The 19,661-nt window shown below is 52.4% G+C and carries 18 protein-coding genes; 3 read left to right on the top strand and 15 right to left on the bottom strand.

Annotated elements, in window-relative coordinates; translation table 11 throughout:
- Positions 1–2: 2 nt before the first annotated feature.
- The 14 genes from wzyE to trxA all read right to left on the bottom strand — a co-directional run bounded on the left by wzyE (position 3) and on the right by trxA (position 14,195).
- Positions 3–1,355, bottom strand: a complete 1,353-nt coding sequence (gene wzyE, locus ACJHWT_RS15325; protein ID WP_000055122.1) for an ECA oligosaccharide polymerase — start codon at positions 1,353–1,355, stop codon at positions 3–5.
- Positions 1,352–2,431, bottom strand: coding sequence for a TDP-N-acetylfucosamine:lipid II N-acetylfucosaminyltransferase (rffT, locus tag ACJHWT_RS15320; protein WP_000217216.1), 1,080 nt, complete (start codon positions 2,429–2,431; stop codon positions 1,352–1,354). Before rffT ends, wzyE begins: the two co-directional genes overlap by 4 nt.
- A complete protein-coding gene (gene wzxE / locus ACJHWT_RS15315) occupies positions 2,428–3,678 on the bottom strand; it encodes a lipid III flippase WzxE (protein ID WP_000050271.1) in 1,251 nt (416 codons plus the stop codon). Before wzxE ends, rffT begins: the two co-directional genes overlap by 4 nt.
- A gap of 1 nt (position 3,679) precedes the next feature.
- Positions 3,680–4,810 carry a dTDP-4-amino-4,6-dideoxygalactose transaminase gene (rffA, locus tag ACJHWT_RS15310; protein WP_000612044.1) on the bottom strand — a complete coding sequence of 377 codons (1,131 nt, stop codon included), beginning with the start codon at positions 4,808–4,810 and terminating at the stop codon, positions 3,680–3,682.
- Positions 4,811–4,814: 4 nt separating this feature from the next.
- Positions 4,815–5,489, bottom strand: a complete 675-nt coding sequence (rffC, locus tag ACJHWT_RS15305) for a dTDP-4-amino-4,6-dideoxy-D-galactose acyltransferase (RefSeq protein ID WP_001145171.1) — start codon at positions 5,487–5,489, stop codon at positions 4,815–4,817.
- A complete protein-coding gene (gene rfbA / locus ACJHWT_RS15300) occupies positions 5,467–6,348 on the bottom strand; it encodes a glucose-1-phosphate thymidylyltransferase RfbA (protein ID WP_000676063.1) in 882 nt (293 codons plus the stop codon). Before rfbA ends, rffC begins: the two co-directional genes overlap by 23 nt.
- Positions 6,349–6,366: 18 nt before the next feature.
- A complete protein-coding gene (rffG, locus tag ACJHWT_RS15295; RefSeq protein ID WP_001226614.1) occupies positions 6,367–7,434 on the bottom strand; it encodes a dTDP-glucose 4,6-dehydratase in 1,068 nt (355 codons plus the stop codon).
- The gene (gene wecC / locus ACJHWT_RS15290) at positions 7,434–8,696 is read right to left on the bottom strand and encodes a UDP-N-acetyl-D-mannosamine dehydrogenase (protein WP_000006610.1); all 1,263 of its coding nucleotides are present in this window, start codon (positions 8,694–8,696) and stop codon (positions 7,434–7,436) included. Before wecC ends, rffG begins: the two co-directional genes overlap by 1 nt.
- Entirely contained in the window at positions 8,693–9,823 is a 1,131-nt protein-coding gene (gene wecB, locus ACJHWT_RS15285) for a non-hydrolyzing UDP-N-acetylglucosamine 2-epimerase (RefSeq protein ID WP_000866670.1), read from the bottom strand. The genes wecC and wecB overlap by 4 nt, the downstream gene beginning before the upstream one ends.
- Before the next feature lie 55 nt (positions 9,824–9,878).
- A complete protein-coding gene (wzzE, locus tag ACJHWT_RS15280; RefSeq protein ID WP_001314258.1) occupies positions 9,879–10,925 on the bottom strand; it encodes an ECA polysaccharide chain length modulation protein in 1,047 nt (348 codons plus the stop codon).
- 11 nt (positions 10,926–10,936) lie between these two features.
- Entirely contained in the window at positions 10,937–12,040 is a 1,104-nt protein-coding gene (gene wecA / locus ACJHWT_RS15275; protein WP_001050960.1) for a UDP-N-acetylglucosamine--undecaprenyl-phosphate N-acetylglucosaminephosphotransferase, read from the bottom strand.
- Between the two features lie 239 nt (positions 12,041–12,279).
- A complete protein-coding gene (gene rho, locus ACJHWT_RS15270) occupies positions 12,280–13,539 on the bottom strand; it encodes a transcription termination factor Rho (protein ID WP_001054527.1) in 1,260 nt (419 codons plus the stop codon).
- 84 nt (positions 13,540–13,623) lie between these two features.
- Complete coding sequence (rhoL, locus tag ACJHWT_RS15265; protein WP_001295255.1) at positions 13,624–13,725, bottom strand: rho operon leader peptide RhoL; 102 nt, start codon at positions 13,723–13,725, stop codon at positions 13,624–13,626.
- 140 nt (positions 13,726–13,865) lie between these two features.
- Positions 13,866–14,195, bottom strand: a complete 330-nt coding sequence (trxA, locus tag ACJHWT_RS15260) for a thioredoxin TrxA (RefSeq protein ID WP_001280776.1) — start codon at positions 14,193–14,195, stop codon at positions 13,866–13,868.
- Positions 14,196–14,325: 130 nt separating this feature from the next.
- Between trxA and rhlB the strand changes: the two genes are divergently transcribed.
- Both rhlB and gppA read left to right on the top strand, forming a co-directional pair.
- Positions 14,326–15,591: an ATP-dependent RNA helicase RhlB gene (rhlB, locus tag ACJHWT_RS15255; protein WP_000047508.1), complete on the top strand. Its 1,266-nt coding sequence runs from the start codon at positions 14,326–14,328 to the stop codon at positions 15,589–15,591.
- Between the two features lie 133 nt (positions 15,592–15,724).
- On the top strand, positions 15,725–17,209 hold the full coding sequence (gppA, locus tag ACJHWT_RS15250) for a guanosine-5'-triphosphate,3'-diphosphate diphosphatase (protein WP_001318147.1): 1,485 nt from the start codon (positions 15,725–15,727) through the stop codon (positions 17,207–17,209).
- Between the two features lie 46 nt (positions 17,210–17,255).
- On the opposite strand, the gene rep is transcribed toward gppA, so the two are convergent.
- Complete coding sequence (gene rep, locus ACJHWT_RS15245; protein WP_001238869.1) at positions 17,256–19,277, bottom strand: DNA helicase Rep; 2,022 nt, start codon at positions 19,275–19,277, stop codon at positions 17,256–17,258.
- An 86-nt stretch (positions 19,278–19,363) separates the two neighbouring features.
- Between rep and ppiC the strand changes: the two genes are divergently transcribed.
- Positions 19,364–19,645 (top strand): peptidylprolyl isomerase PpiC, encoded by a 282-nt coding sequence (gene ppiC, locus ACJHWT_RS15240; RefSeq protein ID WP_001140251.1) that lies wholly within the window; start codon positions 19,364–19,366, stop codon positions 19,643–19,645.
- The last annotated feature ends 16 nt before the right edge of the window (positions 19,646–19,661 follow it).

The raw sequence follows: 19,661 nt of genomic DNA, 5'->3' as shown, positions 1-19,661 counted from the left end.
TGTTATCCTTCAACCTGCGTCCGGAGCGATGATTTTGTTCGTTTATGAATGAGTCCGGCGCTTTCAAAAAGCCAGTACAACAGTTTTGCGATCATCAGACATGCGCCGAAGACCACGATAAAAAAGACCACGCGTGAGACAAACGAATCCAGCCCTTCACGCGCCAGCACGATCATATTGAAGATCGCCCCGAAGCAGAAACTGTGCAATATCGCAGCCTTATAGCGATTAGTCTCGCGGTTGCCCAGCTCATACAGCCAGTCGAACCATTTGATGATCAGTCCAACAACAATCGCCCCGAGCGGGATGAACAACGCGCCGCCCATCACCACCAGTGAGCCTATAAGCGTAGGCGAGATCGCCAGTCCGGAGTGGTTATTCAGTACTTCCCAGGTAAAGTAGTTGGCGGAGTTCAGCACCATACTCGGGCGACCCGGCCACAGCCAGGAAGGGATAAAGACATAGAAATCGCGGACAATTGGAGCCAGGCCCTGGAAGTCGATGTTGTCGTAGTTCTGCAACAGCAACGCCAGATTCTCCCACGGCGAGAAGGTGTCGCGAGTGAGATAGAGAAACGTATAGAACGCTTCATCGCCGCTCACATTCATTCCATAGCGTTTTAGCGCCAGCCAGAACATGCCCACAATCCCCAGCACGCCCGCCGCCGCCAGCATCCACAACGAAATCCAGCCGCGAATAATGCCAATAAACAGGAAGATAGCGAATGCGATGATGATATTGGCGCGAGTGCCGCCGACAATCATGTAAGTCAACAAGCCAAAGGCAACCGTGCTGACGAGGAAAAACAGCCACGCTTTGCTATCCTGGCGCAGAAAATAAACCACCAGCATCGCCGGGATGAAAAAGTAAAAGAAGCGTTTTAATGCCACGCCGGAGACTTCGCTGGAAAAGATCTGACTGTAAGAATTAAGCCGGAACAGCAAAAAGCCGTTGTGCATGAAGAAGATGCCGACGCTCACCAGAGCGATGACCATCAGGATCACCCACGTGAGATTGGTCTCCACGCGGTTCATGGTAAACAGCGGACGGCGCGGTGCATCAGCAACGCGTTTGCGTAGACGGGTTTTGTAGGTGACATAGTAAACCGCGTAGAAGCAGCCTGCAGAAAGCAACGCCTGCAACAAGATTTCTGGCGGCGCGACACCAACATCAAAGCGAAATACCAGCACGCTGGTCAGCGGAAAGCCGAAGAAAAAGGTGAGCAAAAACAGCAATGAAAAGAAGACATTGAAGTTAAAGCGCACACGGCGAAACTCAAACCAGGTCAGCGTGGCAATAAACAGCGTGCAGAGCAGCCAGACAACAAACAGGCCACTGAATTGCAGCAGACTCATGCGACCTCCCCGGCGGCAATCGCCAACGCCCGCTGCCAGCCTTGTAGATAGTTAGGGCTAAAGAAGGCAATGGTGTTTTTATCCACCGACGCCAACTGGCGCTGCGCTTCACGCACAATATCCTCGTTGAGATCATCGGTAGTAAACAGTACTGGCAAATGCTGTTCCGTCATATCCTGCCAGAACGGATTTTCCCGGTTAAGCACACAAGGAATGCCCGCCTGAATCAGTAAGCAAAGCGTACCAATGCCCTGCTGGCGGGCAAAAATAAAGTAACCGAGATCGCACTGACGAAGTAGCGTCAGATAGGCGTCAAATTCCAGTTTTTCGCTCAGAACTTGCAGATTTTCTTCGCTGAATAACTCCAGTCCCGCCTGACGAACTTCCTCGATGTACGCTTCGTTATTAGGCGGATATCCCATCGGCACCACCACTTTTACCGTATCGCCAAATTGCTGATGAACGGCGCGCAAGGCAGCAATATGCTCATTGCTGCGGTCACCGGAGTTCCCCACCAGAATGGTCATTTTTACTTCACGTTGCCGATCGTTCACCATCGTATTAAGAGAAGAGTCCATCCGCGTCGGGAAGTACAGCAGTTCGCCCCGCACCTTTGGGTGCGTTTTGGCAAAAAAGCTCAAATCACCGCGGGTGGCAAATACACAGCCGACTCGCTTTTGCGCCAGGCGACGTAGTGGGTAAAAAAGCTTATATCTCAAGCCACTGGAAAGTTCGTACAGGTCTGCCCCCCAGATATGCCAGTAAAACTGGCTGGGCTTAATGCCACCACTCAGCAGAGCCAGCCACAGTGTGGGATTGAACTGACCGTGGAAGAAAAAACGCTGCTGACGGTTAGCTTTTGCTTTCGCGATGACCGCTTCCGCCAGCGATTTTTTCCCAGGGAAAAATTGCACAGAAAGCGCCAGACAGCTATCACTTAAGCCGTCGTCCTTGCCAACAACCATAAACTCGCGCGCGTGCTCGCTCGTCGCGGCCAGCGCGTCATTGAAAAACCGCAAAACGGTTCGGTTATGGTGAGGGATATCCGATCCCAGTACGTGAATCAGTACAGTCATGCCCGCCTACGCCAGAGTAAAAACACGCCACAACAAAGAGAAAAATAGACGATATAGGTTGCCATATAGGCCTGCGCCGCGCCCAGTGCACCATGCGCAGGGATTAGCCAGTGGGCAAATACCATCAATAAAGTGAACTGGCTGACTTCCGCCAGAATATAAAACCGCAGTGACGCTTTGGCGATCACCAGATAACCAAAGACATAAGCGCCCACTTTTAACACATCACCCACTAACTGCCAGGCAAAGAGATCGCGCATAGCGGTAAATTTATTCGACAACAGCAGCCAGATAGCAAAATCACGCAGCAACCAGACGGTAAAACTCGCCGCCGCCACTGCCGGTAAGACGAATTTCAGCGATTTAACCACTTCCCGGGTGATATCGCGCTTTTCCGTTAGCCGCGACAACGTGGGCAGCAAATATACGCTGAACGATGCCGTAATAAATTGCAGGTAGGCATCGGAAATACTGCTCACCCCTTGCCAGATCCCCACCTCATCCCAGCTATACTGCGCCGCCAGCAGTTTACGCATCATGATGTAAGCAACAGGCAAGGTCACCGACGTAATCAACGCCATGAGCGTAAATTTGCTCAACTGCCCTGCCAGGCCGTTATCCCAGCTGGGTTTCAGATAGCTTAACGGGATTGCACCACGCTTAATTAGCATGATGACGGCAGGAATCACCACCAGCGCGGGAATCAACGCCAGCCCCAGCAACGCCCCTTCATAACCGCCCAAACGGTAACTGACGTAGTACGCGAGAACGCCAATCAAGCTGCCGACAATCAGGGATAACGCATTACCTGCGGCATCGCGAAAGCCTTTCATCAGCGCCAGTAACAGGTTGCCCCAGGCGATCCCCATTTGCACCAGCGCCACTAAACGCACCAGCCCCTGATAGTCGGTATTACCAAACAATCCCTGGCTGATTGGCGCAGCTGCCAGCACAAAAACCAGCGCCATCAGCGTAGAGAAACCAAGTACCATCGCTGATGAAGTGCCGACCACGCGGCGCAGCTGCTGCGGATTATCATGGTACTGAGCAACGTATTTGGTTACGCCATTAAAGATGCCCGCCCCGGCAAGCACGCCGAGCACGGTAATCAACTGGCGGAAATTTGCCGCCAGCCCAAGCCCCGCCGGACCAAATGACACCGCCAGCAACTTACCGACCAGTAACCCGGCACCAATCTTGACCAGTGTACTGGCCGCCGTCCACAAGGACGCTTTTGCCAACGACATATCAGGAGAAGTAGTTCAACAAAGTCGCAATTACCGTACGCTGATTGACGGGCGACAGGTTGTAGAACAGCGGCAGGCGCAGCAGGCGCTCGCTCTCTTTGGTGGTGTAGCGATCTTCACCGTGGAACTCACCAAAGCGTTCCCCCGCAGGGCAACCGTGCAGCGGAATGTAATGGAACACCGCCATGATTTCCGCTTCTTTCAGAAAGTTAATCAACGCGCTCCGGTCATCAATATCCCGCAGTTTAATGTAGAACATATGCGCGTTCTGCACGCAGCCATCGGGAATCGACGGCAGCTCGATACGCCCGGCTTTCGCCAGAGGTGCTAACGCATCGTAGTAGTTTTGCCACAGCGCCAGACGTTGCTGATTGATACGATCCGCTGCTTCCAGTTGCGCCCACAGGTACGCAGCTTGCAGATCGGACATCAAATAGCTGGAGCCAATATCGCGCCAGGTATATTTATCGACCTGACCACGGAAGAACTGGCTGCGGTTTGTGCCTTTTTCACGGATGATCTCGGCTCGTTCGATCAACGCTTTATCGTTAATCAGCGTCGCGCCGCCTTCACCGCCCGCCGTGTAGTTTTTGGTTTCATGGAAGCTAAAGCAGCCAATATGACCAATGGTTCCCAGTGCACGCCCTTTGTAAGTGGACATCACGCCCTGAGCAGCATCTTCCACCACAAACAGATTATGCTTTTTCGCCAACGCCATAATGGTGTCCATTTCGCAGGCCACACCCGCGTAATGGACCGGCACGATAACGCGCGTTTTGTCGGTGATCGCCGCTTCAATCAGCGTTTCGTCGATGTTCATGGTGTCCGGGCGAACATCCACAAAAACGATTTTTGCGCCACGCAGCACAAAGGCATTGGCGGTGGAGACAAAGGTGTAGCTCGGCATGATCACTTCATCGCCAGGCTGGATATCGAGCAGCAGCGCCGCCATCTCCAGCGAAGCGGTGCAGGATGGCGTCAGTAACACTTTGGCGCTGCCAAAACGTTGCTCCAGCCACTGCTGGCAGCGACGGGTAAAACCGCCATCGCCACACAGTTTGCCACTACCCATTGCCGACTGCATATAGTCGAGTTCGGTTCCCACCACCGGCGGTGCGTTAAATGGAATCATGTGATCACCTGTATAACCAGTACGCGGTGCTTTCTACATTCGCACCACTTTGTATGTATCGTTTTAGCGCGGCGGTGTTGCCCATTTGGGTCGCCACCCGCAAAGTTGTTTTACCGCGAGCATACGCCCAGTTTAGCGCTGTTTGCATCAGCTCAGCACCTGCACCGCGTCCAGCCAGCAGGCCAATTCGCGCATCTGTCGCATTGAGTTCCCGTAAAGAGACATAGCCACGAATATCGCCGGACGCCGAACGTAAAATGAGGCATTGATGATCAAAGGTGCCGCGCACGGCATTTTCAATCCACTGTGCATAAAAGCGACCGCTGGCGTCAGGCGCATACCACGGCGCACGAAAACGGCTTTGCGCAAATGCGGCGCTGGCTAACTGACGTAATGCGGGAATATCGGTCTCTTGTGCCACTACAGCACCACTATCACTGACATTGTTTACGGGTAGCGCCAAATCAACTTCACCTTCTACCAGGGAGAATCCCAGCTGTTGCAAGGCATCCAGTTCATCCGTATTTGATGCCGCAATTTTGGCCTGCACCCGTGACCACGGCGCTAAGGCGTCTGGCGTCAGGAGCGGTGCTTCAGGACTAATGCGCACAATGGCGCTGTTAACACCAAAGAAGGCGTTTTCCCAGGTTAGTGGCTCAATACTGGCGCGGACGGGCACGAAGTAACTCCAGCAGATATTGGCCGTAGCCAGTTTTCGCCAGCGAGCTGGCGGCGCGCTTCACGCCTTCGTCATCAAGCCAGCCGTTACGCCAGGCGATCTCTTCCAGGCAGGCAATCTTAAAGCCCTGGCGTTTTTCCACCGTCTGTACAAAGGTGCTGGCTTCAATCAGGCTGTCGTGAGTGCCAGTGTCCAGCCAGGCAAATCCGCGCCCGAGCAGTTCAACGGTCAGGTTGCCCGCCTCGAGGTACATCTGGTTGATGGAGGTAATCTCCAGTTCACCACGCTCCGACGGCTTCACCTGCTTTGCGTACTCCACGACTTTACTGTCGTAGAAATAAAGCCCGGTCACCGCCCAGTTTGACTTCGGCTGTTTTGGCTTTTCTTCCAGCGAGATAGCGCGGAAATTGTCGTCAAACTCCACGACGCCAAAGCGTTCCGGATCCATCACCTGATAGCCAAATACCGTCGCGCCTTGCGTGCGCGCCGCAACATGACGCAGCTTCGGACTGAAGCCCTGTCCGAAGAAGATGTTATCGCCCAGCACCAGACAAGAAGGTTCACCGTTGAGGAAGGTTTCACCGATGATAAAGGCCTGCGCCAGACCGTCCGGACTGGGCTGCTCGGCATATTCCAGCTGGATACCGAACTCACTACCATCGCCCAGCAGGCGCTGGAAATAACCTTTATCTTCCGGCGTAGTGATGATGAGAATTTCGCGGATACCGGCCAGCATCAGCACCGACAGCGGATAGTAAATCATTGGCTTATCGTAAATCGGCAACAGTTGCTTCGATACGCCGCGCGTAATCGGATGCAATCGGGTGCCGGAACCGCCCGCCAGGATAATACCTTTCATGTTTACCTCCGCTGAAAATTAGCCTTTCAGACCTAAACGCTCGCCCTGATAGCTGCCGTCCTGCACCTGCTTACACCAGCTTTCATTAGCCAGATACCACTGCACCGTTTTACGCATTCCACTTTCAAAGGTTTCCTGCGGCAGCCAGCCAAGTTCACGGGCAATTTTCGAAGCATCAATGGCATAACGCAGATCATGCCCCGGACGGTCAGCGACAAAGGTGATCAGGTCACGATAGTGCGCCACGCCGTGCGGCTTATTCGGAGCCAGTTCTTCCAGCAGCTCGCAAATGGTTTCCACAACATCGAGATTCTTACGCTCGTTGTGACCACCAATATTATAGGTTTCACCGACTTTCCCTGTGGTCGCCACGCAATACAGCGCGCGGGCGTGATCATCAACATACAGCCAGTCACGGATTTGCTGCCCGTTGCCATATACCGGCAGCGGTTTACCCGCCAGCGCGTTGAGGATCATCAGCGGGATCAGTTTTTCCGGAAAGTGGTAAGGGCCGTAGTTATTCGAGCAGTTGGTGATAAGCGTCGGCAGACCATAGGTCCGCAGCCAGGCGCGCACCAGATGGTCGCTGCTGGCTTTTGACGCGGAATAAGGGCTGCTCGGCGCATACGGCGTGGTTTCGGTGAAGAAATCATCCGTCGAGTGCAGGTCACCATATACTTCGTCGGTAGAGATATGATGAAAACGGAACGCTGATTTTTTATCTTCCGTCAGCGCATTCCAGTAAGCCCGCGCCGCTTCAAGCAATGTATAAGTCCCGACAATGTTGGTTTCAACAAACGCTGCCGGGCCGTCAATAGAACGGTCAACATGGCTTTCGGCTGCCAGATGCATGACACAGTCTGGCTGATGCTCAGTGAATACGCGCGCCAGTTCTGCCCGATCGCAGATATCAACTTTCTCAAAGGCAAAGCGCTCGCTTTGCGCGACCGGTGCCAGCGACATCAGATTTCCGGCGTAGGTCAGCTTATCGACCACTACCACCGCGTCGCTCGTTTCGTTGATGATATAACGCACCAGCGCCGAGCCAATAAACCCGGCACCACCTGTTATCAGAATTTTTCTCATCAGCGCCAGACTCCTTTGGCATCGACGACATACTGCTGATGGACATTGTCGCCATTGATAACTTTGAACTGACTATGATCGACCAGCATCACCAGCACGTCTGCCGTTGCCAGCGCCTCGTCAAGCTGCGCCAGAGTACAAAGCCCGGTCAGTTTTTTCGGCAACTGGTGGATGTTAGGCTCAACAACCAGAGTTTCGCCGCTATGCCACTGGGCGATCAGTTCAGCGATTTCCATCGCCGGGCTTTCGCGCAGGTCATCAATATTCGGTTTAAACGCCAGACCAAAGCAGGCGATTTTCAGTTCACTGGCGCGTTTATCGGTAGCAGCAAGGCAGTCGGCAACCGCCGCTTTCACCTGATCGATAACCCAGAACGGTTTGTGATCGTTCACTTCGCGCGCGGTACGGATAAGCCGCGCCTGCTGCGGGTTCTGTGCCACGATAAACCACGGATCAACAGCAATGCAGTGACCGCCCACGCCAGGACCAGGCTGAAGAATATTAACGCGAGGGTGACGATTCGCCAGGCGAATCAGTTCCCAGACGTTAATTCCCTGATCGGCACAAATCAGCGACAGTTCGTTAGCAAAAGCGATATTCACATCGCGGAAGCTGTTTTCGGTGAGCTTACACATTTCCGCCGTCCGCGAGTTAGTGACGACACACTCACCTTCGAGGAAAATTTTGTACAGTTCGCTGGCGCGGGCCGAACAAACCGGCGTCATACCACCAATCACGCGATCGTTTTTAATCAGCTCGACCATAACCTGGCCCGGTAACACGCGTTCCGGGCAGTAAGCAATGTTGACGTCCGCCAACTCACCCACCTGCTGTGGGAAAGTGAGATCTGGACGCATCTCTGCTAACCATTCTGCCATCTTCTCGGTTGACCCCACCGGCGAGGTGGATTCAAGGATCACCAGCGCGCCTTTTTTCAGCACTGGCGCAATGGAGCGAGCAGCCGATTCAACGTAGGTCATATCTGGCTCATGATCGCCTTTAAACGGCGTGGGTACAGCAATCAGCCAGGCATCCGCTTCAACTGGCGTCGTGCTCGCTCGTAAAAAACCGCCTTCTACGGCAGTTTTTACTACGCTCGCCAAATCAGGTTCGACGATATGGATTTCGCCACGATTGATGGTATCAACTGCGTGTTGGTTGATATCGACACCAATCACCTGTTTTTGCCGAGAGGCAAACGCAGCTGCTGTAGGCAGCCCGATGTAACCCAGTCCGATAACAGAAATGGTCGCAAAACTCATAGTGATATCCGATTATTTTTTAACGCTTCCAGAATGCGAGAGCATGCCTGACCATCACCATACGGGTTATGGGCGCGGCTCATAGCTTGATATTCGTTTTCGTCTTTTAAAAGACGCGTCACTTCCTCGACAATTCGCTGCTTATCCGTGCCTACCAGACGCACCGTACCCGCCGTCACCGCTTCCGGACGCTCAGTGGTATCGCGCATTACCAGCACCGGTTTCCCCAGCGAAGGCGCTTCTTCCTGAATGCCGCCTGAGTCGGTCAAAATCAGCCAGGCGTGGTTCATCAGCCAGACAAACGGTAAATACTCCTGGGGATCGATCAGAATGACATTTTTCACGTGCCCCAGAATGCGATTGACCGGCTCTCTGACGTTCGGGTTGAGATGCACCGGATAGACAATCTGGATGTCCTGGTGCGTGGTGGCGATGTCTGCCAGTGCATGGCAGATTTCTTCAAAACCACGACCAAAGCTCTCACGCCTGTGACCGGTCACCAGAATCATCTTTTTATCGGGATCGATAAACGGGTAATTTGCCGCCAGTTCTGAACGCAGCGTATCGCTGCTCATCACCTGGTCACGCACCCATAACAGTGCATCAATAACTGTATTACCGGTAATGAAGATTCGGCTATCCGCAACGTTTTCACGCAGCAAGTTTTGCCGGGAAGTTTCGGTTGGAGAGAAGTGATACATCGCCAGATGCCCGGTCAATGTACGGTTAGCCTCTTCCGGCCACGGCGAATAGAGATCGCCCGTGCGCAGACCAGCCTCAACGTGACCAACAGGAATACGCTGATAAAACGCCGCCAGGCTGGTTGCCAGCGTCGTCGTAGTATCGCCGTGAACCAGCACGACATCTGGTTTGAACTCGGCAAGAATTGGTTTTAGCCCTTCCAGAATCCGACAGGTTATCTCTGTAAGGCCCTGTCCTGGCTGCATTATGTTGAGATCGTAGTCAGGTACAATGGAAAAGAGTTTCAGCACCTGATCGAGCATCTCCCGATGCTGCGCAGTGACGCAAACTTTAGCCTCAAAAAAAGGATCTTTTGCCAACGCATGCACCAACGGTGCCATCTTGATGGCTTCCGGGCGCGTACCAAATACAGTCAGTACTTTCACATCGATTCTCTTCGAATAAGCGGCGAGCGCCTTTGCGCTCACCGCAGCAGTGTTGCTATTTCGAGCAACGGCGGGTTAATGCGACACCAGCCCCGATCAGTCCCCCGACAATGCCCCACATAATCATCAGGAAGGCACGACGTGGGCTATCGCGTTTTACCGGTTCTTCCGGCGTACGCAAATAGCGATAGGTCTGAAAACGCGGATCCAGGGTTGGACCAACATTCAGGGTGTTTAACATGGCCCGATTCTGATCATAGTCGAGATCAAAGGCCGGACCGACGGCCTGTAAATTTTCCAGTCGAGCCTGGAGCATTGGACGCCCAAGCAGGAACATTTCTGAATCAGGTAATTCCTCGGCAGGCACATCTGTCGCACTGCGCGAAATATTATGCTGCTCAGCAATTTTCAGCGCCTGTTCAATACTGTTCATCCGGCGATCGTAGATGGCTTTCGCCACCTCTTCCTGACGCTTCACCTGAGCTTTCATCTGGATGGTGCGTGCCGCCCATGCGCCTTTCAGCTCATCATTCAGATGGCTGGCTGCACGCTGGCTGGCAAAAGCAACATACTGACGTAACAGGTTATTAGCGTCAGGCGCAGTTTCGGCAATCAGCTTCACGCTGTCATTGACCGCGCGGGTGAAGTCACCGGGAATAAACACGATGTTGTTGATCATTTCATCCAGCAACGCCGCATCGGCTTTGCTATTGCCCACCATCCGCTGTTTGTAATAGTCGGTTTGCAGCCAGAACTCTCTGCGGGTATCCCACGAGGCCAGTTGCATAACAAACTCTTTATAGGCTTCGTCCATGACCGATGGTTGGTCGGCAGAAGCCATGTTTGAACGGACATCCAGGTTACGCAAAAATTGCTGCTGTGAGTAATATCCCCCCAGCATATTCACCGTTGGACGATCGGTAATCGCTGTCGAGCTCCACTCCTGGCGAGCAAAAAAAGTATACGCCAGCGCGATTAACGCAAACGCCAGCCCCATGCCAATAATCCACAGCTTCCCAGCCCACAAGGTACGAAACAACCCACGAATATCCAGTTCATTTTCAGCGTCTTCGGCCGGTTTCCCAGGCATTGGTTGTGTCATCACATCCTCATTTATTTGGTTAAATTGGGGCTGCCACCACGATTTCTACGCAGTCTGCGTTTTACGCGCTTAATAAAGCGAGCAACTTTCCAGGCACGCTTAATGCAATATCCATAGAGGAAGAATGCTAGCAAAAAGAGCACCAGCATGACCCACTCCGGGACAAAATGAGAATATTCTGCCAGCACGCCAATGGAAGCGAGCAGTGCTGCGGCAAGGGTAATCAGCACAAACGCCTGGCGGGAAGTAAACCCGGCACGCATGATCAAATGGTGAATATGCTGGCGATCAGGAGAGAACGGACTCATGCCTTTACGCAGGCGACGGTACATAATCGCCACCATATCCATTAGCGGAATGGCGATTATCCACAAAGCGGTAACCGGGCTGATGGGATGGGTTTTGCCCTGGGTCGTTTCGAGCAGGATCCAGATAACGGTAAAACCAATCAGCGTACTGCCCGCATCACCCATAAAGACTTTGTAGCGGCGACCCAGGATACCAAGGTTAAGCATGATGTATGGCAGGATGGCGGCGATCATCGCAAAACACCAGATTGCAAGGCTGGTTTGCCCGTCGAACCACAAAATCATACCGATTGCTGCAAACGAGACGCAGGACAACCCGCCCAGCAAGCCATCAATGCCATCAACCATGTTGAACGCATTAATGGCCGCCCAGACGGCAAATAGCGTCAGGAAGTAGCCAAACGGTCCGAGCACCATCTCCCAGGAGCCAAAGATATAACCCAGGCTACTGAGATAAAGTTTGCCGAACACCATCATAACAATGCCAACAGCGGCCTGTATGGTGGCACGGATTTTTACGCTGATATCAAAACGGTCATCCAGCGCGCCAATGAAAACAAGCACACCGGCACAAGCGAGATAGAGAGATGCATGCGGAATATAGTAATCGACAATTCCGAACGTGAAGCAAATCCCTGCGTAAACCGAAATCCCCCCAACGAGAGGTATCAATCCCTGGTGACGTTTGCGGAAGTTAGGTTTATCCACTAAACCGACTTTTTTTGCCACCTTACGGGCAAAAAACAGAAACAGTGTCGTGAATAAAAAAATACTGATGAGATCAGTACTCACTGTCAGTAAATTCACAATGCATGCTCTCAGAGAAAATTATTAGCAGAAGTATAACCACGAAGACCTTTATTCAGAAGGGAAAGTCCGTTCCGAACCCACCAGTCCTGTGCAAAAATTAACCATTTGATATGCAAATTGCATAACACACCAGCAAAATCCAGGAATTTTCCTAACATTGCCAGCGCGGCATTAAGATTACAGATATAAAAGCAAAACGCCACGTAAACACGTGGCGTTTTTGGCATAAGACAAATTTATGAGCGTTTCATCATTTCGAAGAAATCGTCATTGGTCTTGGTCATTGCCAGTTTATTAATGAGGAATTCCATTGCATCGATTTCGCCCATCGGGTGAATGATTTTGCGCAGGATCCACATTTTCTGCAGTTCTTCCTGAGTAGTGAGCAGCTCTTCTTTACGGGTACCGGAACGGTTGTAGTCGATTGCCGGGAAGACGCGTTTTTCAGCGATCTTACGAGAGAGGTGCAGTTCCATGTTGCCTGTACCTTTAAACTCTTCGTAGATAACTTCGTCCATCTTGGAACCGGTATCGATAAGCGCGGTAGCGATGATGGTCAGGCTGCCGCCCTCTTCCACGTTACGCGCCGCACCGAAGAAGCGTTTCGGACGATGCAGGGCGTTGGCATCCACACCACCGGTCAGCACTTTACCTGACGCCGGAACAACGGTGTTGTAAGCGCGCGCCAGACGAGTGATGGAGTCGAGCAGGATGATAACGTCTTTCTTGTGCTCAACAAGGCGTTTCGCCTTCTCGATCACCATTTCCGCGACCTGAACGTGGCGAGATGCTGGTTCGTCAAAGGTAGAAGCAACAACTTCACCTTTTACCAGACGCTGCATCTCGGTTACTTCTTCCGGACGTTCGTCGATCAGCAGAACCATCAGCACACAATCCGGGTGGTTGTAAGCAATGCTCTGAGCAATGTTCTGCAGCAGCATGGTTTTACCGGCTTTCGGCGGTGCCACAATCAGACCACGCTGACCACGACCGATAGGTGATGCCAGATCCAGTACGCGAGCGGTTAAATCTTCAGTAGAACCGTTACCACGTTCCATACGCAGACGAGAGTTTGCGTGCAGCGGGGTTAAGTTCTCAAAGAGGATTTTGTTGCGGGCGTTTTCAGGTTTGTCGAAGTTAACTTCGTTAACTTTCAGCAGCGCAAAATAGCGTTCACCTTCTTTCGGCGGGCGAATCTTACCAGAGATGGTATCACCAGTGCGGAGGTTGAAACGGCGGATTTGGCTAGGGGAAACGTAGATGTCATCAGGACCGGCGAGGTAGGAGCTGTCTGCGGAACGGAGGAAACCAAATCCATCCTGCAATATCTCCAGTACACCATCACCAAAGATATCTTCGCCACTCTTTGCGTGCTGCTTCAGGATGGCAAAAATAATGTCCTGCTTACGCATACGAGCCAGGTTTTCCAGCCCCATATTTTCGCCGAGAGTGATCAGCTCAGAAACCGGCGTATTCTTTAATTCGGTAAGATTCATAGTGGTGTGAGTTCTTAAACTTGGGGTAAATCTCGAACTTAATGTTGTGAATGGTATGGCAGGATCATCCATGCCTGTTTACGGTCATCGACTCATGTCTTTTCGCTGCCTGGTCACAGGAGAGTACGCAGAACTGAAACGACAAGACGGATTGAGTGACGAGCCAGAAATCTGTTCACTTCGCATTTAAGATAAAACGGGAAGCGTTGGAAATTACAAGATTCAAACTTAATAAGGTATGTTTAATACGAAGTCAACACTAAGTTAGCATGACTCACGCCGGGCGTCCAGTTTTTAGCGACGGGGCACCCGAACATGAAATTCCCTTACGCCAGGTTAGCGTCGAGGAACTCTTTCAACTGACCTTTAGACAGTGCGCCCACTTTGGTTGCCGCCACTTCACCGTTTTTGAACAGCAGCAGAGTCGGGATACCACGGATGCCATATTTCGGCGCAGTGCCAGGGTTTTGATCGATGTTCAGTTTTGCAACGGTCAGTTTGCCCTGATATTCGTCAGCGATTTCATCCAGAATCGGGGCGATCATTTTGCACGGACCGCACCACTCTGCCCAGAAATCGACGAGGATCGCCCCGTCCGCTTTGAGTACATCCGTGTCAAAACTGTCGTCAGTCAGGTGAATAATTTTATCGCTCATATATAACTCCACAGGAATAAGCCTGGCGTGTTGGTTTCGTTGTTGGTGTAACATTAACCAACTAAAGGTTGACTTTATTTCACCGGATACGCTTTCGTAAAGCAATAGTAAGCTGATATTCTACCACACTATGAGCAAAACACATTTAACAGAACAGAAGTTTTCCGACTTCGCCCTGCATCCGAAGGTTGTAGAAGCCCTTGAAAAAAAAGGGTTTCATAACTGTACGCCCATTCAGGCACTGGCCCTTCCGCTGACGCTGGCGGGTCGTGACGTAGCCGGGCAGGCGCAAACCGGTACCGGGAAAACGATGGCGTTTCTTACGTCAACGTTTCATTATCTTCTCTCTCATCCCGCGATTGCCGATCGCAAGGTGAATCAACCGCGTGCCTTAATTATGGCACCGACGCGTGAACTTGCCGTGCAGATCCACGCCGACGCGGAGCCACTTGCGCAAGCTACCGGCCTGAAGCTGGGTCTGGCTTACGGTGGTGATGGCTACGACAAACAGCTGAAAGTGCTGGAAAGCGGCGTTGACATTCTGATTGGCACCACGGGGCGTTTAATTGACTACGCCAAGCAGAACCACATTAACCTCGGTGCCATTCAGGTAGTGGTACTGGACGAAGCCGATCGTATGTACGATCTGGGCTTTATTAAAGATATCCGCTGGCTGTTCCGCCGTATGCCGCCTGCAAACCAGCGCCTCAACATGCTGTTCTCCGCCACGCTTTCGTACCGGGTACGTGAACTGGCGTTCGAGCAGATGAACAATGCCGAATATATTGAAGTGGAACCGGAACAGAAAACGGGCCACCGTATTAAAGAAGAGCTTTTCTACCCTTCTAACGAAGAAAAAATGCGTTTGCTGCAAACGCTGATCGAAGAAGAGTGGCCAGACAGAGCGATTATTTTCGCCAACACCAAACACCGTTGTGAAGAGATCTGGGGCCACCTGGCGGCAGATGGTCATCGTGTCGGTTTGTTGACAGGCGATGTCGCGCAGAAAAAACGTCTGCGTATTCTTGATGAATTTACCCGTGGTGATTTGGATATTCTGGTTGCCACCGATGTTGCCGCGCGTGGCCTGCATATCCCGGCTGTGACGCACGTCTTTAACTACGATTTACCCGATGACTGTGAAGATTACGTTCACCGTATTGGTCGTACAGGTCGCGCTGGCGCAAGTGGTCATTCCATCAGCCTGGCATGTGAAGAGTATGCATTGAATTTGCCTGCTATTGAGACCTATATTGGTCACTCAATTCCGGTAAGCAAATACAATCCGGACGCATTGATGACCGATCTGCCAAAACCGCTGCGCCTCACGCGCCCGCGTACAGGCAATGGTCCGCGTCGTACTGGTGCTCCGCGTAATCGTCGTCGTTCAGGTTAAATAAAATGTCATACTCAAAATCATTCAAACTGTATCAAGATGGCAAGAGAATGAATCCCGATGCGCATGCTGTAGTAAGTGATTTGGGTGAAAGAACGCAGCCAACACAGAGACAGATTGAAGGATGAAGAGTATGGGTTCCACCTCGTCGCTGTATGCAGCCATTGATCTCGGTTCGAATAGTTTTCATATGCTGGTTGTGCGCGAGGTGGCTGGAAGCATCCAGACGCTGACGCGAATTAAACGCAAAGTGCGTCTGGCTGCTGGCCTGAATAGCGAAAATGCCCTGTCTAATGAAGCAATGGAGCGCGGTTGGCAATGTCTGCGCCTGTTTGCTGAACGTCTGCAAGATATCCCTCCCTCGCAAATTCGCGTTGTCGCTACGGCGACATTACGACTAGCCGTCAATGCGGGTGATTTTATCGCCAAAGCACAGGAAATCCTTGGCTGCCCGGTACAAGTCATCAGCGGTGAAGAAGAAGCCCGCCTGATTTATCAGGGGGTGGCCCACACAACAGGCGGTGCCGATCAGCGCCTGGTGGTGGATATAGGCGGTGCCAGTACTGAACTGGTAACCGGCACGGGTGCACAAACCACCTCGTTGTTCAGCCTGTCGATGGGCTGCGTCACCTGGCTGGAACGCTATTTTGCCGATCGTAATCTGGCGCAGGAAAATTTTGATGCTGCAGAAAAAGCGGCACGCGAAGTGTTACGTCCGGTTGCCGATGAATTACGGTATCACGGCTGGAAAGTGTGCGTTGGCGCTTCCGGCACCGTGCAGGCGTTACAGGAAATCATGATGGCACAGGGGATGGATGAACGCATTACCCTGGAAAAGTTGCAGCAACTGAAACAACGCGCCATTCATTGCGGTCGGCTGGAAGAGCTAGAGATTGACGGGCTGACGCTGGAACGTGCGTTAGTGTTCCCGAGTGGTCTGGCGATCCTGATAGCCATTTTTACCGAACTGAATATTCAGTGTATGACCCTGGCGGGCGGTGCGCTGCGTGAAGGCCTGGTCTACGGTATGTTGCATCTTACCGTCGAGCAGGATATTCGCAGCCGTACGCTGCGTAATATTCAGCGCCGCTTTATGATCGATATTGATCAGGCACAGCGCGTAGCCAAAGTTGCGGCTAACTTCTACGATCAGGTGGAAAATGAATGGCATCTTGAAGCAATAAGCCGCGATTTGCTCATCAGCGCCTGTCAGCTTCATGAAATCGGCCTGAGCGTTGACTTCAAACAAGCGCCGCAACACGCTGCTTATCTGGTACGTAATCTGGATCTTCCCGGTTTTACCCCCGCACAGAAAAAACTGCTGGCGACGCTACTGCTCAACCAGACTAATCCGGTCGATCTCTCATCGCTGCATCAGCAAAATGCCGTACCACCGCGCGTCGCAGAACAACTCTGCCGTTTACTCCGCCTGGCTATCATTTTTGCCAGCCGTCGCCGTGACGATCTCGTGCCAGAGATGACATTACAGGCTAACCATGAACTGTTGACCTTGACGCTTCCGCAAGGTTGGCTAACCCAACATCCGCTGGGTAAAGAGATTATTGATCAGGAAAGCCAGTGGCAGAGCTATGTCCACTGGCCGCTGGAAGTGCATTAATGAGTAAGTGCCGGATGCGATGCTGACACATCTTTTCCGGCCTTGATTATTTCCCTCGTTTTGCCGCCATCATCGCTTTCAGATTCGCCAGATGGCTTTGCCCTTTCTGCATCCGTTCTTCGGCGCTGACCACTTTGCGCTCCTGTTCCCAAATCAAATCATCCTGCGGCAGCTCCAGCAGGAAGCGGCTCGGCTCCGGGCGCACCAGTTCTCCGTACTGACGGCGTTCTTTACACAGCGTAAAGGTCAATTCCTTCTGGGCGCGGGTAATGCCGACATAGGCCAGCCGCCGCTCCTCATCGATATTATCTTCATCGATGCTGCTCTGGTGCGGCAAAAACCCCTCTTCCATACCGACCATGTAGACATAAGGAAACTCCAGCCCTTTCGACGCGTGGAGAGTCATCAGTTGCACCTGATCCAGCTCTTCTTCACTCTCACCACGCTCCATCATGTCGCGCAAAGTAAAGCGCGTCACCACCTGGGTGAGCGTCATCGGCTCATCCAGTTCGCTGCCTTCCAGCATCTCCGTCATCCAGCTAAACAGTTGGTTGACGTTCTTCATGCGCATTTCGGCGGCTTTCGGGCTGGGCGATGTTTCGTACAGCCAGGATTCATAATCCATGCCGTGGATCAGATCACGCACCGCGGCAATCGGCTCCCGCTCCGCCAGACGCTGGATTTCTGCCAACCAGTGAGTGAAGCGGGTCAATGCTTCATAACCACGTCCGCTAAGCGTCTGACTCAGGCCCATATCAAAGCTGGCGGTAAACATGCTTTTATTGCGCGTCATCGCCCATTCACCCAACTTTTTCAGCGTCGCCGGGCCAATCTCTCGCTTCGGCGTGTTAACGATACGCAGGAACGCACTATCATCGTCCGGGTTAGTCAGCACGCGCAGATAAGCCAGCAAGTCCTTGATTTCAGGACGAGAGAAAAACGACGTACCACCAGAAATTTTGTACGGGATGCGGTTTTGCATCAGGAATTTTTCAAACACCCGCGACTGATGGTTACCGCGATAAAGAATGGCGTAATCTTTGTACTGCGTTTTATTGACGAAGTGATGGGCAATCAGCTCGCCAGTAACGCGCTCGGCTTCATGTTCCTCGTTATTCGCGCTTAAAACTTTTAGCTCTGTGCCGTAACCCAGTTCGGAGAACAGACGCTTTTCAAAGACGTGCGGGTTATTGGCGATCAGGATGTTCGCCGCTTTCAAAATACGTCCGGAAGAGCGGTAGTTCTGCTCAAGCTTAATCACCTTCAGCGCCGGAAAATCCTGACTCAGCAGCACCAGGTTTTGCGGACGTGCGCCGCGCCAGGAGTAGATCGACTGGTCATCGTCACCCACCACGGTAAAGCGCGCGCGGCTGCCCACCAGCAGTTTCACCAGCTCATACTGGCTGGTGTTGGTGTCCTGATATTCGTCCACCAGCAGGTAGCGAATTTTGTTCTGCCAGCGCTCGCGGACTTCTTCATTGCGTTGCAACAGCAACGTTGGCAATAAAATCAGATCATCGAAATCGAGAACGTTACAGGCTTTCAGGTGTGCATCATACAGCCCATAACAATGGGCAAAAATACGGTCCCGCTCGCCCTTTGCCTCTGCCGCCGCCTGCGCCGGTGTTTTGAGATCGTTCTTCCAGTTGGAGATGGTCGAAATTAGCTGTTGCAGGAGAACTTTGTCATCTTCAATCAGCCCCTCGGTCAACTCTTTAAGCAAAGCAAGCTGATCGGTATCGTCAAACAGCGAAAAGTTAGCCTTCATCCCCAGCGCCGCATACTCGCGTTTGATGATATCCAGCCCCAGCGTGTGGAAGGTGGAGATCATCAGCCCACGCGCCTCTTTGCGCCCCAGCGTCTGCCCGACACGCTCTTTCATCTCGCGTGCCGCCTTATTGGTAAAGGTCACCGCCGCGATATGTCGCGCCTGATAACCGCAACCGCGGATCAGATGGGCGATTTTATTGGTGATAACACGAGTTTTACCGGAACCCGCGCCCGCCAGCACCAGGCAGGGGCCGGTAACGAATTCGACAGCTTGTTGTTGGCCGGGGTTTAGACGCATAGGAAAATCGCTCAATGAAAGTCGGGAGGGGAAAATAACAGCGTGGTAGTATAGCCAGCCTCATCCTTACCACTCAAGGCACGATCATGGCAAAAACAGCAGCAGCACTGCATATCCTTGTAAAAGAAGAGAAACTGGCTCTGGATCTTCTCGAGCAGATCAAGAATGGTGCCGATTTCGGCAAGCTGGCGAAGAAACACTCCATTTGCCCGTCAGGCAAACGCGGCGGTGATTTGGGTGAATTCCGCCAGGGTCAAATGGTTCCGGCGTTCGATAAAGTGGTTTTCTCTTGTCCGGTACTGGAGCCAACCGGCCCGCTGCATACCCAGTTCGGTTACCACATCATTAAGGTGCTGTACCGTAACTAACAGCAAGGCCTTCTCC

This window comes from Escherichia sp. WS338, from assembly GCF_046486405.1.
GTDB classification, from domain to species: domain Bacteria; phylum Pseudomonadota; class Gammaproteobacteria; order Enterobacterales; family Enterobacteriaceae; genus Escherichia; species Escherichia coli.
The sequence above is the reverse complement of the archived record's forward strand: the minus strand, read 5'-3'. Positions and strand labels throughout refer to the sequence as shown.

Bases quoted from the DNA above. Each gene is read 5' to 3' on its own strand.
- wzyE (WP_000055122.1), bottom strand. From the start codon at position 1,355: ATGAGTCTGCTGCAATTCAGTGGCCTGTTTGTTGTCTGGCTGCTCTGC.
- rffT (WP_000217216.1), bottom strand. From the start codon at position 2,431: ATGACTGTACTGATTCACGTACTGGGATCGGATATCCCTCACCATAAC.
- wzxE (WP_000050271.1), bottom strand. From the start codon at position 3,678: ATGTCGTTGGCAAAAGCGTCCTTGTGGACGGCGGCCAGTACACTGGTC.
- rffA (WP_000612044.1), bottom strand. From the start codon at position 4,810: ATGATTCCATTTAACGCACCGCCGGTGGTGGGAACCGAACTCGACTAT.
- rfbA (WP_000676063.1), bottom strand. From the start codon at position 6,348: ATGAAAGGTATTATCCTGGCGGGCGGTTCCGGCACCCGATTGCATCCG.
- rffG (WP_001226614.1), bottom strand. From the start codon at position 7,434: ATGAGAAAAATTCTGATAACAGGTGGTGCCGGGTTTATTGGCTCGGCG.
- wecC (WP_000006610.1), bottom strand. From the start codon at position 8,696: ATGAGTTTTGCGACCATTTCTGTTATCGGACTGGGTTACATCGGGCTG.
- wzzE (WP_001314258.1), bottom strand. From the start codon at position 10,925: ATGACACAACCAATGCCTGGGAAACCGGCCGAAGACGCTGAAAATGAA.
- rho (WP_001054527.1), bottom strand. From the start codon at position 13,539: ATGAATCTTACCGAATTAAAGAATACGCCGGTTTCTGAGCTGATCACT.
- rhoL (WP_001295255.1), bottom strand. From the start codon at position 13,725: ATGCGAAGTGAACAGATTTCTGGCTCGTCACTCAATCCGTCTTGTCGT.
- trxA (WP_001280776.1), bottom strand. From the start codon at position 14,195: ATGAGCGATAAAATTATTCACCTGACTGACGACAGTTTTGACACGGAT.
- rhlB (WP_000047508.1), top strand. From the start codon at position 14,326: ATGAGCAAAACACATTTAACAGAACAGAAGTTTTCCGACTTCGCCCTG.
- gppA (WP_001318147.1), top strand. From the start codon at position 15,725: ATGGGTTCCACCTCGTCGCTGTATGCAGCCATTGATCTCGGTTCGAAT.
- rep (WP_001238869.1), bottom strand. From the start codon at position 19,277: ATGCGTCTAAACCCCGGCCAACAACAAGCTGTCGAATTCGTTACCGGC.
- ppiC (WP_001140251.1), top strand. From the start codon at position 19,364: ATGGCAAAAACAGCAGCAGCACTGCATATCCTTGTAAAAGAAGAGAAA.